At 50.9% G+C, this 18,520-nt stretch carries 15 protein-coding genes; 9 read left to right on the top strand and 6 right to left on the bottom strand.

Going from position 1 to position 18,520, the window contains the following annotated elements; genetic code table 11:
• Positions 1-375 precede the first annotated feature (375 nt).
• The gene (locus ACOYXJ_RS23985) at positions 376-768 is read right to left on the bottom strand and encodes a MerR family transcriptional regulator (RefSeq protein ID WP_150751392.1); all 393 of its coding nucleotides are present in this window, start codon (positions 766-768) and stop codon (positions 376-378) included.
• Positions 769-842: 74 nt separating this feature from the next.
• Between ACOYXJ_RS23985 and ACOYXJ_RS23990 the strand changes: the two genes are divergently transcribed.
• The 6 genes from ACOYXJ_RS23990 to ACOYXJ_RS24015 all read left to right on the top strand — a co-directional run bounded on the left by ACOYXJ_RS23990 (position 843) and on the right by ACOYXJ_RS24015 (position 5,677).
• Complete coding sequence (locus tag ACOYXJ_RS23990; RefSeq protein ID WP_460371858.1) at positions 843-1,922, top strand: SDR family oxidoreductase; 1,080 nt, start codon at positions 843-845, stop codon at positions 1,920-1,922.
• A 128-nt stretch (positions 1,923-2,050) separates the two neighbouring features.
• Entirely contained in the window at positions 2,051-2,950 is a 900-nt protein-coding gene (locus ACOYXJ_RS23995; RefSeq protein ID WP_150792736.1) for a DMT family transporter, read from the top strand.
• Positions 2,951-3,130: 180 nt separating this feature from the next.
• Positions 3,131-3,616 carry an AAA family ATPase gene (locus tag ACOYXJ_RS24000; RefSeq protein WP_460371860.1) on the top strand — a complete coding sequence of 162 codons (486 nt, stop codon included), beginning with the start codon at positions 3,131-3,133 and terminating at the stop codon, positions 3,614-3,616.
• Between the two features lie 82 nt (positions 3,617-3,698).
• On the top strand, positions 3,699-4,415 hold the full coding sequence (locus tag ACOYXJ_RS24005) for an SDR family oxidoreductase (protein WP_460371862.1): 717 nt from the start codon (positions 3,699-3,701) through the stop codon (positions 4,413-4,415).
• Positions 4,416-4,560: 145 nt separating this feature from the next.
• Entirely contained in the window at positions 4,561-5,034 is a 474-nt protein-coding gene (locus ACOYXJ_RS24010; RefSeq protein WP_460380846.1) for a putative quinol monooxygenase, read from the top strand.
• A 127-nt stretch (positions 5,035-5,161) separates the two neighbouring features.
• The gene (locus ACOYXJ_RS24015; RefSeq protein WP_460371865.1) at positions 5,162-5,677 is read left to right on the top strand and encodes a cupin domain-containing protein; all 516 of its coding nucleotides are present in this window, start codon (positions 5,162-5,164) and stop codon (positions 5,675-5,677) included.
• A gap of 716 nt (positions 5,678-6,393) precedes the next feature.
• Here the strand turns inward: ACOYXJ_RS24015 and ACOYXJ_RS24020 are convergent.
• Positions 6,394-6,627 (bottom strand): hypothetical protein, encoded by a 234-nt coding sequence (locus tag ACOYXJ_RS24020; protein WP_460371867.1) that lies wholly within the window; start codon positions 6,625-6,627, stop codon positions 6,394-6,396.
• Between the two features lie 481 nt (positions 6,628-7,108).
• On the opposite strand from ACOYXJ_RS24020, the gene ACOYXJ_RS24025 reads away from it, so the two are divergent.
• The 3 genes from ACOYXJ_RS24025 to ACOYXJ_RS24035 all read left to right on the top strand — a co-directional run bounded on the left by ACOYXJ_RS24025 (position 7,109) and on the right by ACOYXJ_RS24035 (position 14,222).
• The gene (locus tag ACOYXJ_RS24025; protein ID WP_460371869.1) at positions 7,109-10,348 is read left to right on the top strand and encodes a DEAD/DEAH box helicase; all 3,240 of its coding nucleotides are present in this window, start codon (positions 7,109-7,111) and stop codon (positions 10,346-10,348) included.
• Positions 10,349-10,596: 248 nt separating this feature from the next.
• Positions 10,597-11,838: a hypothetical protein gene (locus ACOYXJ_RS24030; RefSeq protein ID WP_460371871.1), complete on the top strand. Its 1,242-nt coding sequence runs from the start codon at positions 10,597-10,599 to the stop codon at positions 11,836-11,838.
• Positions 11,839-12,095: 257 nt separating this feature from the next.
• A complete protein-coding gene (locus tag ACOYXJ_RS24035; protein ID WP_460371873.1) occupies positions 12,096-14,222 on the top strand; it encodes a hypothetical protein in 2,127 nt (708 codons plus the stop codon).
• A gap of 612 nt (positions 14,223-14,834) precedes the next feature.
• Here ACOYXJ_RS24035 and ACOYXJ_RS24040 read toward each other — a convergent pair.
• Genes ACOYXJ_RS24040 through ACOYXJ_RS24055 form a run of 4 tightly spaced genes read right to left on the bottom strand, consistent with a single transcriptional unit; the run spans position 14,835 to position 18,486 of the window.
• Positions 14,835-15,764, bottom strand: coding sequence for a hypothetical protein (locus ACOYXJ_RS24040; protein WP_460371875.1), 930 nt, complete (start codon positions 15,762-15,764; stop codon positions 14,835-14,837).
• Between the two features lie 46 nt (positions 15,765-15,810).
• A complete protein-coding gene (locus tag ACOYXJ_RS24045) occupies positions 15,811-16,149 on the bottom strand; it encodes a DUF6527 family protein (RefSeq protein ID WP_460371877.1) in 339 nt (112 codons plus the stop codon).
• A gap of 4 nt (positions 16,150-16,153) precedes the next feature.
• Positions 16,154-17,560 (bottom strand): ThiF family adenylyltransferase, encoded by a 1,407-nt coding sequence (locus ACOYXJ_RS24050; RefSeq protein ID WP_460371879.1) that lies wholly within the window; start codon positions 17,558-17,560, stop codon positions 16,154-16,156.
• A complete protein-coding gene (locus tag ACOYXJ_RS24055) occupies positions 17,560-18,486 on the bottom strand; it encodes a multiubiquitin domain-containing protein (protein ID WP_460371881.1) in 927 nt (308 codons plus the stop codon). The genes ACOYXJ_RS24050 and ACOYXJ_RS24055 overlap by 1 nt, the downstream gene beginning before the upstream one ends.
• Positions 18,487-18,520: the final 34 nt, after the last annotated feature.

Consider the following 18,520-nt stretch of genomic DNA (forward strand, 5'->3'; position numbering starts at 1 on the left):
GCAGACTAGCGTGAAATCGGCGTTGAAGGCTGCTGCCCGACGCGAGTTGGCGGGCTGCTGATATTTGGTCATTGGATCCGAGGTTGTAGACCGCCCAAAAGGCTGGGAGGCTAGCGTGACATTTACCGTAAGGACATGCCGACTGAGCTCAGGAAAAATCCTCAATTGCGTTGAAGCCGAGCTAAAGGGATTCCACGTTATTCATGGGGTCTCAGATAACCGCTATAAGCGCCTCTCTATTGATCAGAGTAGAAAAATTGTCGGATATGCTCCCATTGATGATGGGTTTGAGATTTTGGAAGGAGGCGCTCAATCTGATTGAACGCAAACTTCCTCTGAGAAGGTCACCGTGATGTGCCGGGAAAACGTGCTGGTTTAATGATTGGAAGCGTTGCTCTGTTGCTGAAGCTCAAGTTGCCTGGCGGCACTGGCTTCCAGAGTGGCGCGCTCTTCATCCAGATACCGATAAACGCCTTGGAGGTTGGCGATTTTCTGTTTGATGTCGGCCATCTTCTTTTCAATCAGCTTCGCGCCTTCAGCACAATCGATCAGCTTGTTCCGCTGCGCATCCAGAATCTCGCCGATTTCCCCCAGAGAAAATCCCATGCTTTGCGCGCGCTGGATAAAGTCCAGATCCTGCAGAGTTTGCTCGTTGTAAACGCGATAGTTGTTGGTTTGCCGTAGGGGGGAGATCAGGCCGATTTGCTCGTAGTAGCGCAACGTATGACGGCTGGCGCCGCTGCGCGCTTCGAGTTCGCCGATTTTCATGAAAACACCGCTTGACTGTAGAGTGGGGTCGATACTTTACGCTTGATTTCTCACCTTCAACAAGGAACAGGGAAATGAGCGTGGAGTGCTTTGTCACAGGTGGGACTGGTTTCGTCGGTCAACATTTAGTGGCGAACCTGAGTGCAAAAGGTCACACCGTTCGGGTGTTGATGCGTCGCCCGGAGCGACTGGCTGCCTTGCGCGAGCAAGTCGATCATTTGGGCGGGTGCGCAAACCGGGTATTCGCCGTCGCTGGCGATCTGGAGCAAGACAACCTCGGGCTGAGCGTTGCTGACCGACAAGTGCTGAGGCGCGCCAGCGTCATGTTCCACTTGGGCGCGCACTTCGCATGGGGGCTTTCAGTGGAGCACTCTCGTGCGGTAAACGTAGAAGGGGCAAAGCGCGTGGCGCTGTTGGCGGCTGAGCAAAAAAGCCGTTTAGTGATGATCGGCGGCTACATGCTGAAAAATCATGAACATCTACAACGCATCGGCATTGACCCTCGTTATCCGGAGCGGACGAATTGGCCTGCCGTCTACCGGCGTGTCGGTGGTTACGAGGGAAGCAAGCTGGAGGCGCATTTTGCGACCTTGGAGGTCATGTCAGCCAAGGGCGGGGAGATTACTGTTGTCCACCCTGCGACGGTCTGTGGCCACAGCCGCACGGGGCATATCCTTGACGGTCAGCCGCTGGTGGAGCTGATACGCAACCTTGTGCAGGGCAAGTTGACTGCGGTGCCCGGCACCGCCAGGCACTGGCTGCCACTGGTGACCGTGGATTACCTGGCTGAACTGGTGGCAGTTTGTGCGTTTGATCCTGCCATGGCGGGTCAGGAACTGCTGGCGCTTGATGACCAGACGCCAAACCTGCGAGAGCTCCTGGCACAGGCTGCACAACCGTTGGGATTAAAGTCTCCCAAGCATCACATTTCACTACGATTACTGAAGCTGCTACTGAGTATTCCTCCCGTAGCGAGGTTCTTGAATTCAAAACCCGAAGCCCTGGATTTTATCCAGACCACTCGTTTTAATACGGCGGCGGTTGAGCAATTTGCCAACAGGCACGGAATAGCCAAACCGGATATACGTCAGTCTCTGCAGCACACTGCCATGTTCGTCAACTCGTATTGCATCGCCAAAGGCCAGGCCCTCTGACCGTTGGCGACATGACGGCGAATAGCACTCTATCGGTATTAGTCGGCTGTTCGTGTCCTCAAACTTTGCGCCGTCGATACAGGGCGGCTTTCTATCGAACGACCATTCAGCGACAGGGATCGTCATCCATGCAATCGACTTTCAGGAAAGGCGTCATATTTGCACTCTCCGCTGCGGCACTGAACGCAACGATCGGTGTACTCAGCAAAATACTCATGAGTAATGGTTTCACCTCTACCAGTGTTGCTGTCATCAAGACCGTACTGGGTTGCGTGCTTCTCTCGATTCTGTTGTTTTTCCTCAAGCGCCCGGCGACATCGACCAAATGGACGCAGGCGGCTGTCTGCGCGTTTCTTGGCATCTTTGTGCTGTTCCATTTCGAAACGTCCGCCTATCGACACTACGCTGCGGCAGGTGTGGTGGTGGTGCTGATGGCCAGCGCCTCAATTTCCTCGATCATTCTGGGGCGCATTTTCCTCAAGGACGCGATCACCGCGAACGCTACTGTTGGCGCCACACTGGCTATCGGCGGAATCTCGGTAATCTTCGGCGGCGACCTGCAGCAGGGCTTTACACTGCAAGGTGCTGCGCTCGCCGCCGTGGCCGGTTCCGGCTATGGAGCCTTTTCGGTGGCCATGAAGCGTATGGCGGTGTCGGGAGGACTGCACTTCACCCGACAATTGCTGTTCTTTGGTAGCCTGTACTTGCTGATGCCGGCTGCCGCCGATGGTTTTGTAATAGGCGAGTTGTCGCCGATGGCGATCGCCGCGCTGCTGGCGTTGGCCACGCTGCCGACAATCCTGGGCTTCTTCTGCACGACCAAGGCCATCGAATATCTCAAGCCATCCCAAGTACAAGCGCTGGAATTGACCGAGCCACTGTTTGCCGCGCTGCTGGCGTTTGTGGCACTCAATGAAGTACCGCGCGAAAGCCTCTACGCAGGAGCGGTGCTGATCATAGTCGGCCTGTGTTTCTCCAATGAACTCGTACGCTTGGGCAGCAAAGCTTCCGTCCCTTCGACCGAGTGAGGCTATTTCGGATCCTTATTACGTGCGGTCCAAGAAGAATACGATGAAGAGAAAAGCAAGAAAGGCTGAAGTTCTGGCTGGAAAAACCGGGGCCCAGTCCAAAGCTGACAGTGGTGGGTATGCGGTTGCTTCGATGCTTTTCAATGAACATCATCAGAACTCGACAAGGAGACGTCCCCCATGACCAAACCAATGCTTCATTTGATGTCAGGCAAGATTGCATCCGGTAAATCGACGTTGGCCACGTCCTTGGCGTTTGAACGGTCGGCTATTTTGATGAGTGAGGATTATTGGCTCTCAAGGCTTTACCCTGATCAGATCCAATCAGTGGCCGATTACGTGAGGCTTGCGCGTCAGATTCGGGCACTGGTGGGCCCGCTTGTCATCGATGTGCTGAAGGCTGGCGTGACTGTGGTTCTGGATTTCCCGGCCAACACGCCAGAGGATCGGCTGTGGTTACGCGGTCTGGCTGACGCTGCCGAAATTCCCCACTGTTTCCACTACATCGAAGTGGATGATGAGACCTGTCGGGGCAGGCTACATCGGCGCAATGGCCGCGCCGAGCATGAGTTTACAGCAAGCGACGCTGAGTTCGACTTGATAACGAGCTACTTTCGTGCTCCAGATACGAATGAGGGGATACGGATTGAAATTCACCGATACTGAAGGGCGGTCATATTGCTTGGAGTGAGTTATCTGGAACGTCTGCTTCTGGCGTCGCAGGTGATCGTTGATGAGAGGGGTAACCATGAACAACAGCCGAACTGCACTGGTCACTGGTGCAACCAAAGGGATCGGTTTTGCACTCAGTACTCAGTTGAATCAGGCAGGCTGGAATGTGGTCGGCATCGCCAGACATCCGGTTGATGATTTTCCCGGGACGCTGTTGCTCTGTGATTTATCCGATGCTCAGCAAACGGGTGAAATGCTCGAGAAACTCCTGGAGCGGACCTCTATTGATGCCGTCGTCAATAACGCAGGCGTTGCGTCCCCACAAAGCCTGGAAACGCTTGAACTTGAAACACTCCAGAAAGTTTTTGACCTGAATGTCAGGGCCTCGGTACAAATCGCCCAGGCTTGCCTGCCGTCTCTCAAGCGATCTTCTGCAGGACGCATAGTGAACGTATGCAGCCGTGCCATCTTTGGAGCCCGTGACAGAACAGCTTACGCTGCCGCAAAAAGCGCATTGGTGGGTGTCACTCGTACGTGGGCACTTGAGTTGGCGCCCATTGGCATTACGGTCAATGCAGTCGCACCTGGCCCTATAGACACCGAGCTTTTCCGAAAAAGCCGACCCGTGGGAAGTGAGGGTGAGCGTCAGATACTGGCCACGATTCCGATGCAAAGATTGGGCACGCCATCAGAAGTGGCCTCGCTGATTACCTTCCTGCTCAGCGAGGGGGCATCCTTCGTTACCGGCCAAGTGATCAGCGTCGATGGGGGAGGGAGCCTGGGTGGAAAGTAGCGATACGAAGCAGATTTCCAGCCTGCGTTGTTAATCTGTCAGCCCGCGCTCTCAAACCGTCCGGGCCAATTTCAGCCGATGTTCACTGACTCCGAGAGTTGGGTTTCTGTCTTTCGCGACAGGCAAAAGCGGCCAGGAGCGGCCAGTGGACAAAGACCTTCAATACGGCACGATCGGAAGGGTGACTACGTGGTGGCCTATGCGCTGCCGAAGTGAAGGAGGGGGAAACCTGATGGGGAAACGTTTGTTAGGAGTGCTCGCATTGGCTGGATTACTGGCAGGACAAGCGCTGGCCGCCGAAGAAAATGGCTTAGTGGTGCGCATCGCGCAACTCGAAATCGATCCTGCACAGGTTGCGGCCTATCAAGCCGCAGTCAAAGAAGAAATCTCAGAGTCGACTCGAACAGAGCCGGGCGTCATATCAATCTATGCCGTCGCCGAAGTCGACCGCCCAAACTGGTTTCATTTCTTCGAAATCTACGCCAGCGACTCGGCATACCGAAGCCATATCGAATCGCCGCACTTCAAAAAGTACGCTGCCACAACCAAGTCGATGATTGTTTCAAAGCGCTTGATTGAAACCACGCCAATCGAGCTAAGCCCCCGACCTGGCCCGTAATTCAAAAGCAGTGGCGCGAGCGTGGCCCTATATTTACCAGAAAGCTTGCGGCTCACGTTTAACTACACTAAATGGTCGTTTAGTCGAGTTAACGTAAATTGGCGGCATATTTGACGGAGAAGAGACCATGATCATGCGTGAAGCCAAAGCTGGAGACATTATTAGTACATTGGATCTGCAGCCTCACCTCGAAGGTGGCTATTTCCGTAGAACCTATCAGGCCGATCATCGCGACCCACTCGAAACCCCCAGCGGCCCACGGTATCTGATGACCTCGATTTACTATCTGCTGGATCAGCAATCACCGGTGGGCCAGTTTCATTTCAATCGATCCGACATCCTGCATTATTTCCACTTGGGCGACGCCATTGAGTACAGCCTGATTCATGCTGACGGCTCATTGCAGACATTGGTGATGGGCAGCGACATTCTGGCAGGACAACTTTTGCAATTACACGTACCGGGTGGACTATGGAAAGCTTCGCGGTTGCTCGAAGGCGAAAACGGATTTGGGCTGATCAGCGAAGCCGTTTCTCCAGGATTTGATTTTGCCGATATGGAACTGGGTGATCGGCAGAAACTCACGCAGCAATTCCCACAGCATCGAACGCTGATTGAAAAGCTGACGCGTGATGAGGGTTGAGCGCCGTCGGATTCAAGGAAAAACTGTGGGTCGGATTCAGGGCGATTCTGTAGGTTGAAATCCACTGTGCAACCGGGCTGATCTCGTAACATCTTGTCGCTGAAAATAGGCATAGTAGGGTGGTGGGGTGGTTTATTACTTATTGAATTCATTATGCTTTCTTAGTAAGAAAGCATTCACTATGTTGCGGTAAGCATAAAGTGAGTTGTGTTGCGTCGGAAATTTTTTAATGCGCAACATTCTTGGCTTAATTCAGCTCACAATTGGATGAAGAATTGGGACTAATGTTGCTGTTCGATCCGTTGCGTTTACCGGCAGACTTCGAAGCGGTGGCCCAAGAAGTTGTCACGGTATGGCAGCAGACTACGCATTTGGCTCAGGGCGTGGCAGAGCAATCGCTTGCCCGGCAGCGCCAGGTGCCGGACGAGGAACTGGTTAGCCTTCAAGCCCGCGCCCGGCTGCAAGTTTTCCAAAAGCGGCAGCGACCTGCGTGGCGCTGCACATCCGCTCGGGCCTCGCGTTCCGATTCATAGCCTGTTTCGGGCACCCACTTTGATTTCAAGCTGCCAAGAAACGCTCCATCGGAGTGTTGTCCAGCATTCGCCTTTAAAGCTCATGCTTTGCCGCAGCCTATCCTCACAGATCAGTGAGAGTGGTCTTTTGCGCCCAAAAGCAGGAGAGCGCTTTTTTTTTAGGATTTCGATATCCCGATTCTTTTACCTGAGCAGAGCTTTGAGTTCCTGGATCTCAAGCTTATCGGAGGTAATCGTTTTGGCACCTGCCGGTGTTGAACCCTGACGCTCCTGACAAACCTGGTCGATACTACGACTCAAGGCTGTAGGGCCAATATCCAAACTGGAACAGACCTCGAGAACAGACGGCTCTTCGTCCAGCACCGGCGTCATCCACAGCGCCCGATTGATGTGTCCAAAATTATTGGGCCAGTACACACATCCTCCCTGGTGGCATACAAGGAGTCCCTAAATTAGAGGCAGGGACAGCTCAATAAATAGCTGATGTCAGTAAGAAATGAAGGAAGCCACTTGCTCACCGAAGGCAATTGGCCATACGCTACGGAGTGTGGGAGATCACACGGATATAAGAAACATAAGCATGGAGCAAGCCCGGATAAAACTCTCTACCCTTTTGGTCGCCGCTTATCCCTACCTCCGGCGCTACCTTTGCGCACATAGGTGCTGGGCTTCTTATATGCATCGCGCGGTGGTTGGGATTCGCCTGGATACGTTTCATGTTTGTGACCGTAAAGGGGCGCATCAAACTGTGGAATCGTCGCGTTCGAATTGTCCGCTGCTCAGTACCTCGTCAAAGAAATGCAAGACATTCATTCATGATTCAGAAGACGTTCTCCTTGCGAAGGATTGCGCATTTTAAGCAGGCATTATGTGGAAAGAGCTCTTAACGAACGAATCGATGCTGCGCCCGGGGCAACTTGGTGCTCTATTTGCGCTGCGTGGACATTTTCTAGGCGCAGGTCGCGGCCATATAGCCCAGATACAACTGCCGACAGGCTATGGTAAGACCTTAGTAATGTTGTTGGCCTCCCAGTTGCTCAACAGGGGAAGGCAAACACTTGTCGTTTGTGGTTCTGAGGTTTTGCGTGAGCAACTTGCGCGATGCTTTGCAGGTTATTTCGATACGGGAGAGGAGGGGCGTTTGATTCCGTATACGTCGACCTGCGCTCGCGAAATTCTAAAACCCGCCTTGGGAGTCGGTCCTAAGCAGCGGGTGTCAACTAAGGTGGGGGTTGGTCAAACAAGTGATGCCGCAATACCCAGCGGTGTCGAAGTCGTGGTTGGGCACCCGAACTCCCTTCAATCATATGCTCCCAAATATTACCAAGAACCCGTCCAAGAATCAGACAAAGGTGCGCCTCTAATCGGTTTAATCCTGATCGACGAAGGACATCATCTATCAGCCACAACGTGGTTAAAGATTGTTGCCAATAATCCAGAAGCGAAGGTTGTCCTTTTCACGGCGACTCCGTTTCGGGGAGACGCTCGCGGAATTCCTGGGAAACTCGTATTCTCATACTCCCTTGCAGAGGCAATCTGTGAGAAGTCGGTTTCCGATGCAAGCATAAAGGTACTAGAAGAAGGCACTGAAAAAAAGAATCAGACTACCCCCGTGGAAACAGCGGACGAGCTTATTGCAGACACCGCTATCGAGCAACTTGAGAATCTAGTAACGACGTTCCCGCAGGCGAAAATTCTGGCAAAGTGTCGTGACGTCGACCAGGCAGTAGAAGTGGCGGCTCTATATGTCCTGAAGGCTGGAACGGTGTATCAGGGCAAGGAAGTTTTGCTACTTCATTCAAAGTTGACTACGACGAACCTAAAATTAGCCCTTCAATGCCTAGAGTCAGGGAACTACCGCATTGTTGTGGCAGTGGACATGCTTGCTGAAGGCATCGATATTCCTTTTCTCCGTGTCTTAGCTGTGCACACCCGGCTGCCTGATTTAGGTCATTTCGTTCAGATTGCCGGGCGTGTGAGCAGGACGCTTGTACAAGATGGGGAAGATGTAGATAGTCATTTGATTATCCTGAAAAGTGCGCTACCTAAACATCTCCAAGATAAACCGCCGAAATCGCTCCAAGACCTCGCAGAAAAACTACAACAAAAGATCGAGCATGAAGAACTGAAGTCCGAATTCATCGATTACCTCCACGATGGCGAGATACCAAAGGCAGCGCTTTCAGAATTGTTAGACGCCGTATTGTTAAGAGAGCACGCGAAGGTTTTTGCTTGCACAGCAGGCGCAAAAACTGATTGGGATAAGGTGGATAACATTGGAAATGCAAACATCGTTGGTTATCGAACTTACATCGCCTTTGGAGGCCGAATTCAGGTAGCGTTTCTAGCGATCCAACAGAAGGCAACATGGCTCAACCAATTGGCCGTTCCTACACTCATTCCTGGGCTAATCCTTACCTATGAGCCCAAGGTCGAAAAACAGAAAACAAGACTCCTCTTTGTAACCGCCAGCCCTGAAGCGAAGAGATATGTTCGGCTGCTCATTGATAATCTAGACGAGGATGCAGAGCAATTTAGACCACTATCACTAAACAGGCTCAAGAGTGTTTTTTCGGGACGACCTGGAGTCAACTATTATAACGTGGGGTTACGCTCTAGGCTTCCATCTCCATTAATCGAGCGCTACCGGATTGCATCAGGGCCCGATGTGGAAAAGACACTCGATGCCTCAGCGTCCTTTGGTTTTAGCCAAGGGCATGTGATGGGACGGCTCTATGATTACTCGAAAGAGAGTGGACTTCCTAATCTGCTGAATCAAGAACTGCTAGGTGTAAGTTCAAACGGAGCGGTTTGGGGCGTCAAGTCTATTGCGATTAATGACTTGGCACGCTGGATGAATAATACTGCCGTGAAGATAAATGGAAGTGCAGAGGTTACTAATAGCGCACTAGAAAGTATACCAATCCCCACAGAGCTCAATTTCGCAAAGTTGCCGAAGGGGGAGGGTGTGGGAGCATTCTGGGGGGCCAAGACATGGACTGACTCTGTAAGGCTAATTGTTGGTTCAACAAGCATTCCTTTATCAGATTTCACAATATATGAAATAGAATCTGATCCACAAAAGGAACAAATTAGCTTTAAGGTAGGCGCCCAAGGAGACATAGTCCAAGGTTCCTTTCCCATCATTTCTGTATTGGTGAAAAATTATGGCGTACATTTTGAGTGCGACCCAAACGTAATGATCGAAGCGTCAAGCGAGACTATGACTCTTGATCGGTGGTTAGCAAAAGATCCCCCCTTGATTTTTCTTGAAGACGGTACATGCGTCTTCGGCCAACAGGTTGTATCGCTTTCTAATGGCGGAAGCGATTTATCCTATCTACAGGATTTTTTGTTTTCAACAGACTGGTCAAATTGTGATGTAGGCATGGAGAAACCGCCAGGATTTGAGCCTGAAAAAACAAAGCGGGCACCTGGAGCGGCCCCGCAGCTCAAAGCTGTAAACTATGACATCGGAAACGCGCCTTCCCAAGATAGATCCATATTCCGATTGGTGGCAACCCAGCTAATCGCTCGAGTGAAAAGCGGCATTCTCAAGGTTGCATTATGCGACGATGACGCAGGTGAACTTGCAGACTTCATTGCCGCAAGAGAGCTATCGAATGGTTTAGTAATCATTGAGCTATATCTGTGCAAGGCGGCAGGTTCAGATTCTCCGGGCTTCAGAACTAAAGATGTGGAAGAACTTTGGGCGCAGGCGCTCAGAACAAGCCAGTTGTTAACGAAGACAGATGTGTTAAAGCATATTGGTCGCAGGCATATGAGCCGCATAAAAATGGCCGACGATATACCAACGGCTAAGAAGTCGCTTTTCGAGCTTGTTGAAAAGGCAAAAACCATAGAGTTCGAGATTATTCTTGTTCAGCCGGGATTAGCGATAGATAGACTCAACTCTACGACTGTTGGCGCTCTCGGTCCAAAGACAACTATTCCGTTTGCATTTGCTTGGTTGCATTCTACCTTCCAGCAACGAGGTGTACGCCTCATTTTGGTTGGCAGAGAGACAGTGCCTCGTAAGCCTGGAAAGGTTGTTAAATCTGCGACTTTTAATGATATTTTTGCTCGACATCAACCTAGTGCTGTACCGGCAGCGGCTTCAGTGTCCGCGTCTAGCTAAGCATTTGGTTATGTTTTTAATAAAAATTGACCAGATTAAGTTGAATGGCAACACATGAGGCATCTATGTTGAGAACACATCTTAAACAGGCTATGTAGGTGCGCCCCCATGCCCGATATATACCGCCATGAGCATGGGTAATCACATGGAAGCCAGAAGTCTTCAAAGTAGAAGTTTGGCAAAAAAAGTGTTGCATCCAATGTTAATCGCTTAACTCAAAATAGAAGCTTCCATTTGCTTGACCAAGCTTGGAGGTCGCTGTATTTTTATTGGTTGATGAGCGAAACGCCCGCCCAGAAATAGTTTTAGTGACCGGATTTAAAGATAGCATGATAAATCGAATCAACTCTTATAAGACCGAAGACGGTCAAAAGCTGGAATTGACGTTTGAGGAAGTAGAAGACAGTATAAGTGGCACTCCTATTAGAACAAACGGACTGCCATACTTGCGTGATCCGCGAGACAATACGCTTTATAGGACTCCTTTTACAGACGTCGTGATACAAGTGAGTGCTGAGAATGGAATGACTTCCATAGCCGGCTTAGCGCCGCCAACGCGCATGCAGACCAAACGGTTCGATGGCCTTTGCCCCTCCGTGAATTTTGAATATTCCAGTATGGAATATTTTTCGATACCAGGGCTCACCAGCGATTACAGTCACGACGGCTTTCTTGTTCCTGTATATTTTGATCTAGAGGTTCTAAATAAATATACCCAAAACCCAAAATACACCATTGACATCTTTTCAGGAACTTATGGAAATATCTGCCGGGGTGATGAATGGCATATCTCATTTGGTGTCAATAGTAAAAAGCAAGTATTCATGTGGCTTGGGGATATCAATCATCTCCCGCTCAAAGAGCAACAATATTTGCTCTCGGAGAACATCCCTTCCTCTTTTGATATTCATTCTGACTTTTACGATGCACAAATTGACAACCAGTGGTCAGAAGGCGCTATAGAAAACAAATGCTTGAATCTGAGGAGCGAAATTTCTGACAAAGTAAAAAGCTTGCATGGGGATAGCCTATACAAGCTACCCAACGAAATCGGGCTAACTATCGCTGGGTTGCAGAAGCCTATTTTCTGGGAGGATAGGCATGTTGCGCCAGTCATCGAATCGCTCAATCGAATTTTTATTGAATCATTGAACGAAAGCATTCTAAAAGAATTTATAAAAACGCGCGGTATTGAGATTAAATCTGGAGCGCGCGGACTAAAGTTGATGGAAAAGTTTATTGAAGCGTTGTCAGACTCTTCGGCGGCGCACACTACAATGTCCCCATTCTTTGTGCTGTATGATTATAGGGTGAATGTTTGTCATTTGCAGTCTCTAGAAACAGTCATGACAAAGACCCATTCAATCAACGAAAGGCTTTCAATCGAAACATCAAATACGTCTCACGAAGTCATCTATGATAAACTTTTCGAAAAGATTTACGATTCACTTACAACAATTGACGTGCTTATTGGGCAAGGCGTCAAATAAGCAGTCGTTTTCGAGTGGGCCGGGGTCGATTGCCCGTCTGTTAATGGGCGGCAATCAACGATTTCGTAGAGCGCTGAGTGAATCCTGAAGTCCAAAGCTTATCCTGCTCCTCAGTCGGCCCTTATACGGTTTCTTTAGTTTATTCCTCTCCCTTTTCTACGCGGTACACTTGCATCGCCGCCTCCACTTCTAGCGCGTATTTTTCAAAATCACCAACGGGCTAAGGTTCGGCTGGGAATGTCACTGGAGACCTGAATTTGAACGTTCAGAATGAAAGCATCGCCACTTGCAACTCTGGCTCGTCAGTAGATAGTAATGGTCTGCCGCAGGATTGGCCGGGACACCTTTCCAAGCAAGCTGTAGTTGAATCTATCACTAAAGTCTCTCCGGCCGGCGAAGTATTGCTGGACTTTGCAGCGATGCCGGCGGTGACGTTCGAACAGCTTTGCTGGTGGTTGCTTACCAAAGATCAAGTACTGCACGGGTGTCAGCGCCTTGGCGTTAGCGGTTCGGGGCAGGGTGGCATTGACCTTTTTGCGTATGACGACCAATTTCCAGGAAGGCTAAACGTCTACGAATGCAAGGCTTGGAAAAATTTCGACGTACCTAGTCTCTCTGAGGCCGTATCAAACTTTCTCAACAAGGATTGGGCGCAGAGTACCCGGGCGTTTACGTTGATACTGGCGCAGCAGGAGATCGGAACTCCCTTGGCCCGTCGATGGCATAGCGAAAAGCAGCGGCTCAAGGCTGTAGGAATCGAAGGGGAACTTTGGGTTTCAGATCGCCTAACGCAGCAGGTTCAGGCGCATCCAGACATCATTTCAAAATTCTTTCCTGGAGCACACGTCGAGGCGTTCGGTAACATTTGGATGCAGCGGGTTAATTTCTTCGAAACGGTAAGCAAGGCGGTGTTCGACCCCCGACCAGCAGTTGCCGAGGCCGCGAAGGCGTTCATCGCTGAATCCGGTGCTTCTGTCGCCGTAGCAGATAACCAAGGCTGCCCACGTACCGTCGAGGAAGGAGGGACAGGTCATCCCTCCGCTTTCGCAATCGACGGTGTTTTCCGGCGCGTCAGCAATAATGGGCGGCACTGGCTCTACCGTGGTCCGTGGTTTTCATTCAGCGTAATGCTCCCCGATCAACATTCTACCGGCACCTCCGCAGCGTTTGATTTCAATCAAGGTGACCTAAAAGGAGTCACGATCACAGTTGGCAACGACTGGCTTTTGAAGAGCTTCCTCTTTTCGATAGGAGCGCCGCTGACGAGTACAGGTCGCGCTTTCATCGTCGGCTCTATGATAGGAGAAAAGAGCGAATACCTGATTGATCTTCCAAGTTGCCGCCTGAATCTCGGAGAGGACGTCGTGCAGGAGCTGGCCGATGTTGCAGACCTCTTAACTGAGGTCATGCGCGACGAACTAAAAGCCTTAGAGAACAATTGGTCGGCCATCGATTTTCCCTTCGTCGATTGGAGCGGAACGCGTAAGGTCGCGTTGGCGTGCCTGCGCAAAGACGTCTGGGCCGAGGTCTGCTCCTTTGCAGAGGTGCACGATTACGAAAAAGGTAGCTCTCAATGGAATATGTTTGATGGCCATCCTAGCCTTTTGAGGCCTTGGCATGGCCAAGCCAATGATCAATTCAAGGAGGGCTACCATGCGGTGATCAGCTCTTCAAAACGTTATAGTTTCTCATCTGATGACGAAGTGACGTTGCTCTGGCAGCCTGATGATCTGGTTTCAAATCGAGCGCTCTCTCCAAGTGGATGGTGGTCTTGCCAGTACGCTTTCGACTGGTTAAACAACGAGCTGTTACCCGAGGTGAAGCGCTTCATTCTTTCGAGAGAATATGGCGGACGTTTTAAGCGATTGCTTAACCTAAGAAAATATCATGAGTTCTCCAGCTATCTTGATTACATTTTTGTCGCCAAGGATGTTCGGAAGCAGTCTCTAGTCCAACATGGCTTGATCTCAAAGGACATAATAAGTGCTGTGAAGGATCTACAGTCTTTCTTTGTAGGCAGTCGCTCACAAGCCCCCTATCTTCGGCAGGGCGATGTCGAAAATTTGTACAGAGCTATCGTGGTGTTAGCATCGGGTAGCCGCGGTTATTTAGGCTATATAGCCGGATCACTCAGCTTGGAAGATACCCCTAAAAATCATGCTCAACTTATTGGAATGGTAAATCAGCGGTTGGATTCTGGCCTTGTAGGGTCGAGCGCTAGTGAGGCTGACTACGCGCTACGTGCCATGCTCGAGTTGTTGAATGATACAGATGATTGGCTGACCGAGACTCAGTTAGCGTCCGTTAAACACCTATTACTGCCGTTAGCGAGGGTGTACGACGATGCATTGTTGGTGGAACGCCATACGGCTCCCCCGCAATAGAGGTTTCCATCTGACAATCCAATGAGGGGGCAATTGCCACCAGGAAAGGCACGAAGCGTGTGCTAGCTGGAACCAAGCTACCCGTTATAAAGTCAGAGGACTATTTTGCTTAGCGATGCGGTCAAACTGCGCTAATAGTCGCGCTAGAGGTAGGCTCGCTGAAAATAGAATGGTTCGGACGGCGAGCGCTGTTCATTTTTCGTGTTGCGATATGTCTAATGCCGGTTTTAATGCACAAATCTACTCATATATGCGCGACATTCAGTTTAACCCTGCCCAAGAGTCGGATGAGTAATTGAGGTTAATGTAGCGTTCTCGAGACTGAGTTTTTTGGCTTGCCTGCAAGGTCGGTTCCCGCTCATTGTGGACTAGCAAAAGTCACTGCCTGGACTGGAGAGGCAGCACAGATGTTCTGTGATTGGATATGCGACGCAGGCTTAATGTTGGCAATGACGGTCTGGTGTGATCGAACGCCCACTTTTGGCCGATTGATATCTCTCTTAAAGGGTCGCTATCTAATGAAACGGCTTATTTTTGACTGACCGTTTTCGCCCCCTCTTTTCCAGAACGATGACCGCTGTATTTGATCAATCTCGAAGAGAGGCGTGGACGCTAGTTCAGTTGAATGGGTATTCTAAATTGGGAAAAACCGGCTCGGTTGATTACATCGTCGAGTGTGAGCATATAACATGCGGCCTCCAGTTTAGGGGTGATACTCGCATGAAGCCCCAAGATATCTGACGCCATAAGATAATGGCCTTTGACAGCTTCTTCTACTGTTCCAGCCACCGTCCACTTCATCTTCTTGGCAAGTGTCTCGACGCTTGCCAGAGAAATACCAAGCCGAATATTGGCAGGAGGGTGGCGGAAGTCGTCGTGCCCATTCGCCAGCATGTGCATCAAATGAAAAGCCGCGGAAGCCATAGCTCCATGGTGGTGCATGATTGCCCGGGGCTTGAGTTGATTCCACCAAGCGTTGGTATTGATATAGCGAAATGTTACCACTGAAGCGTTGATCGCATAGGCGTCCGCTTCGCTCTCCAATGCCCTCCAAAAGCGCTTCGACTCTTCTTGGTCGGTATGCAAATGGATTAAGGGCGTTCGTTGATTGCTCACTTCATAATAATCATTGCTGCCATTGCTCTGGATGTATTCTAGATGTCCATGGGTGACATGCGCGACCTCATGGAGCAGGATCAGCCAGCTTATGTAGTTGAAGGCGTATCCAATCGTTTCCGATTCACTGCAATCCGTCATGTCTTTTTGAAGGCATGGGGCAATCGACGTGGCTAAATTGAAGATCGCCCCGGTGAGAGTACGGCCGAATGTGATTTTATAGGTGCTCTTCCCCGTGATAGTTGCTCGAGCAAGTATGGGGCTGTATGAACATTCGAAGTCTAACGACTCAATGGCAAAACCCTTCTTCACCACTTCGTCTATGAACTTTTCGGCGCTTTTTGCCAAGTGACTTTCGAGCTCGTCTAACAGCACTAGATCGCTCGGAGGTCCCGTCAGGTAGTCGAAGGTAATGGGCGATATCATGTCTGTGACGTGCTCCTAAAATGCTAGAAAGTGTCCGATAACGGATTCAGGACTTGCACCAGATTACGGCGCCTTTGGTTATCCAAAAGTGGCATTTGCAGGCATTATGTTGGTGAACTGACGGTGCAATCGTTGGGCGCCCCCAGAAGTCCTGCTCTACAGCCCAGCGAGGTCTCCGGTCAGGACTCAAAGAGAGTGAGATGCTGGAATTACATCCTCCTGGACATGTGAAGCAAGCCCATTTCCTCACCCCTTCATCGATCACCAACCAAAGCTCGCCGACGGGGATCGCGGTCTTGCCGGGATGGCGAGGAACAAGCCTTATCAAGAAGTCGGACTTTAACCACCCAAGCCGACGCAATGTTGTAGTAAAAAAGCGCCGCATATTATCACCCTATAACGCCCAAAAACGGATTGACGTCGCCGCGCCCCCAGATGGCACTGGTTGAGCACACCGGGCATCCTTGAATAGGTTCACAGGTCATGGAGCGATCCTCCACGCGATCAAACCGGCGAATCCGGTTGTGAACCATACCGTCACCACCCCGAAATCCTGTAAGTCCCTGGATAAGTTCATCCACAGCGGCGCACGCGATACTTGTGGTAAATGTCACAACAGCTGGGGCTGGATCCCCCCCACCGTCAACGTATGCTTCGGTCTTACGACGCTCATACTCGGAAGAATCATTACGCTGCAGCCCTTCTGCGGCTGCTCGTTGTACATTCACGACCCCAAGACACATTAGGCAGGGGACGCCAGGCCTAACTGTGGTAACCCGTCCTGTCATTTCATAATCGGCCCCACTTTTTGCTGACCGCATACGCAACCCCAAATCAACGAGTGGAATACCGTAAAAATGAGCGATGCGGTTCATTGTGAGCCGGCCTTGATTGTCGTCTGTGCATCCGAAGAGCACGTCACAGGATCTCAATACATCACGCAGCGATGGATCGCCTACCCATGCTTTCCGGGTAATCACGTGCGTACCCAGCCCCCACATTTCAATTTCACGAGCGAGAATGTCCACCTTGGCCAACTTCGCCGATACGTCGTCTGCTCGTGATCCATGAACGCGATTGAGATTGGTTGTGTCGATAGTGTCATTGTCGATTAGCGCGAGAAACCCGACACCCAAGCGCGCCAAAAGTGAAACCGCCGCACTGCCTGTGCCCCCGCAGCCTATTACGCCAATACGTAGTGCTCGAACGATGGGGTTGAAGCTCGTACCAAAAAGTGCCGCTTGCCGATCAAGGATCTCAGACTTTTCATCGTGTTCCTGACGCTGCAGAATTTCGATTTTACTGCCAATGATGGAGATAGACGACGCGTCTGTAGTTGTAGTTGTTGATGTCCAAAGGCGTCCAGCGATGGCTTCGTTCTCCCCGAACACCAAGCTTGCGAGACCCGCGCTCCGCTTGTTAAAGGCCGTGCGTGCCAACTCAGCCTCATTGCGATCATCTTGGTCAGAAAAAAAGGCGCCTGCGCGAGGATGGGTGTGGACCAAAGCGGGGATCAGATTACGCTCTTGTGCGATACCTAATAGCCGCATAAATCCCTTAGTGGACCACGTCACATGGACAGAAGAGGAGGAAATCACCTCGTCTGGAAGGATAGGAACTACTTCGTGTGAGATCAAACGGATGCGAGGTTGTTTTGACCAAGGATCCTCCTTGATTTCTGCCTTACCGAAAAGGACGTAGGCGGCAGCCTCTGATCCGTCCTCTCGGTAAAGCAGCGCGCGAAGCGTCGCTTCGTGAGAAGTAAGCAACGTAATATCTAGCGCTATGTTGGACATCACTTGGCCTCCATTAACGCATGCTCGATACGTTTGATCATGGTATGTAGGCCATCGACGCCAGGCCGCCAAGCACTATTGTGCCGGGACCACCGCTGCCAATTGCGCCCAGAGAATGCGTGTGGCTGATCTGCACACGTCGCGTAACGACCAACTGTCGTCAACTTCAACCACGGGTCGCAGAAGAACATGTCAGGCGCAACGTCAGGGTAGCCGGGTGGCAAGATCACAAGGATGTCTGCAGTAGGGTGGTCGAATTTATTCTCTGGAAGCTGTACCCGTTGCAGCACTACTCCTGTATGGGGTCCCTCGCAGACTACTTGCGCAGAAATTCCATGGCGTTGGAGATAGCGTTGGTCAACTTCCGGCAGAGAAGTCAGGCCCTCGGTGGTGTCGCGGATAAGAGTAATGAATCGCTCAATGCCGGGCTTACTCAAGTCAACCAGGTCAGAATCACGAATCAGCAAATCTTGCCCGCCGCGTACCTCAAGGTAAACATCATATGTTTCGGCTGGGACGCCGGCCAAAGCCTTCAAAACCTTTCCACTGATTGAGGGTTTGCCCCACTCCATCGACTTCTCGTCGATGCTGAACTTGAACGAGCGATCTGTCTGAAAAATGATGAATTTCTCAGCGCCTCGCTCGCGCAGGTCATAGGTTTCGTCAAGCCGCAAATCCTCGAATTCACCGGACGGAAGAATCGCGTAAATACTGTATTCGTTTACCTGACGGATACCTGCGGCGGTGAGGATTTGGCGGCCTGTTGGCACTGGGTCACTCAGCTCCAAATAGCGCTCGTTGAGCTGGTCATCAGCAACAAGAATACTGTAAAGGTGGGCAGGTTTGAGGGGGCGCCCCTCACGGATTGCAGCGGCGACGTCTTCTACGGGAACACGATTTTCACTGTCTGGGTGTTGAGATTGCATATGGATTACCTCGGATAGCCGCCCGCATTTTGCG

Source organism: Pseudomonas sp. Tul2A7 (assembly GCF_054790505.1).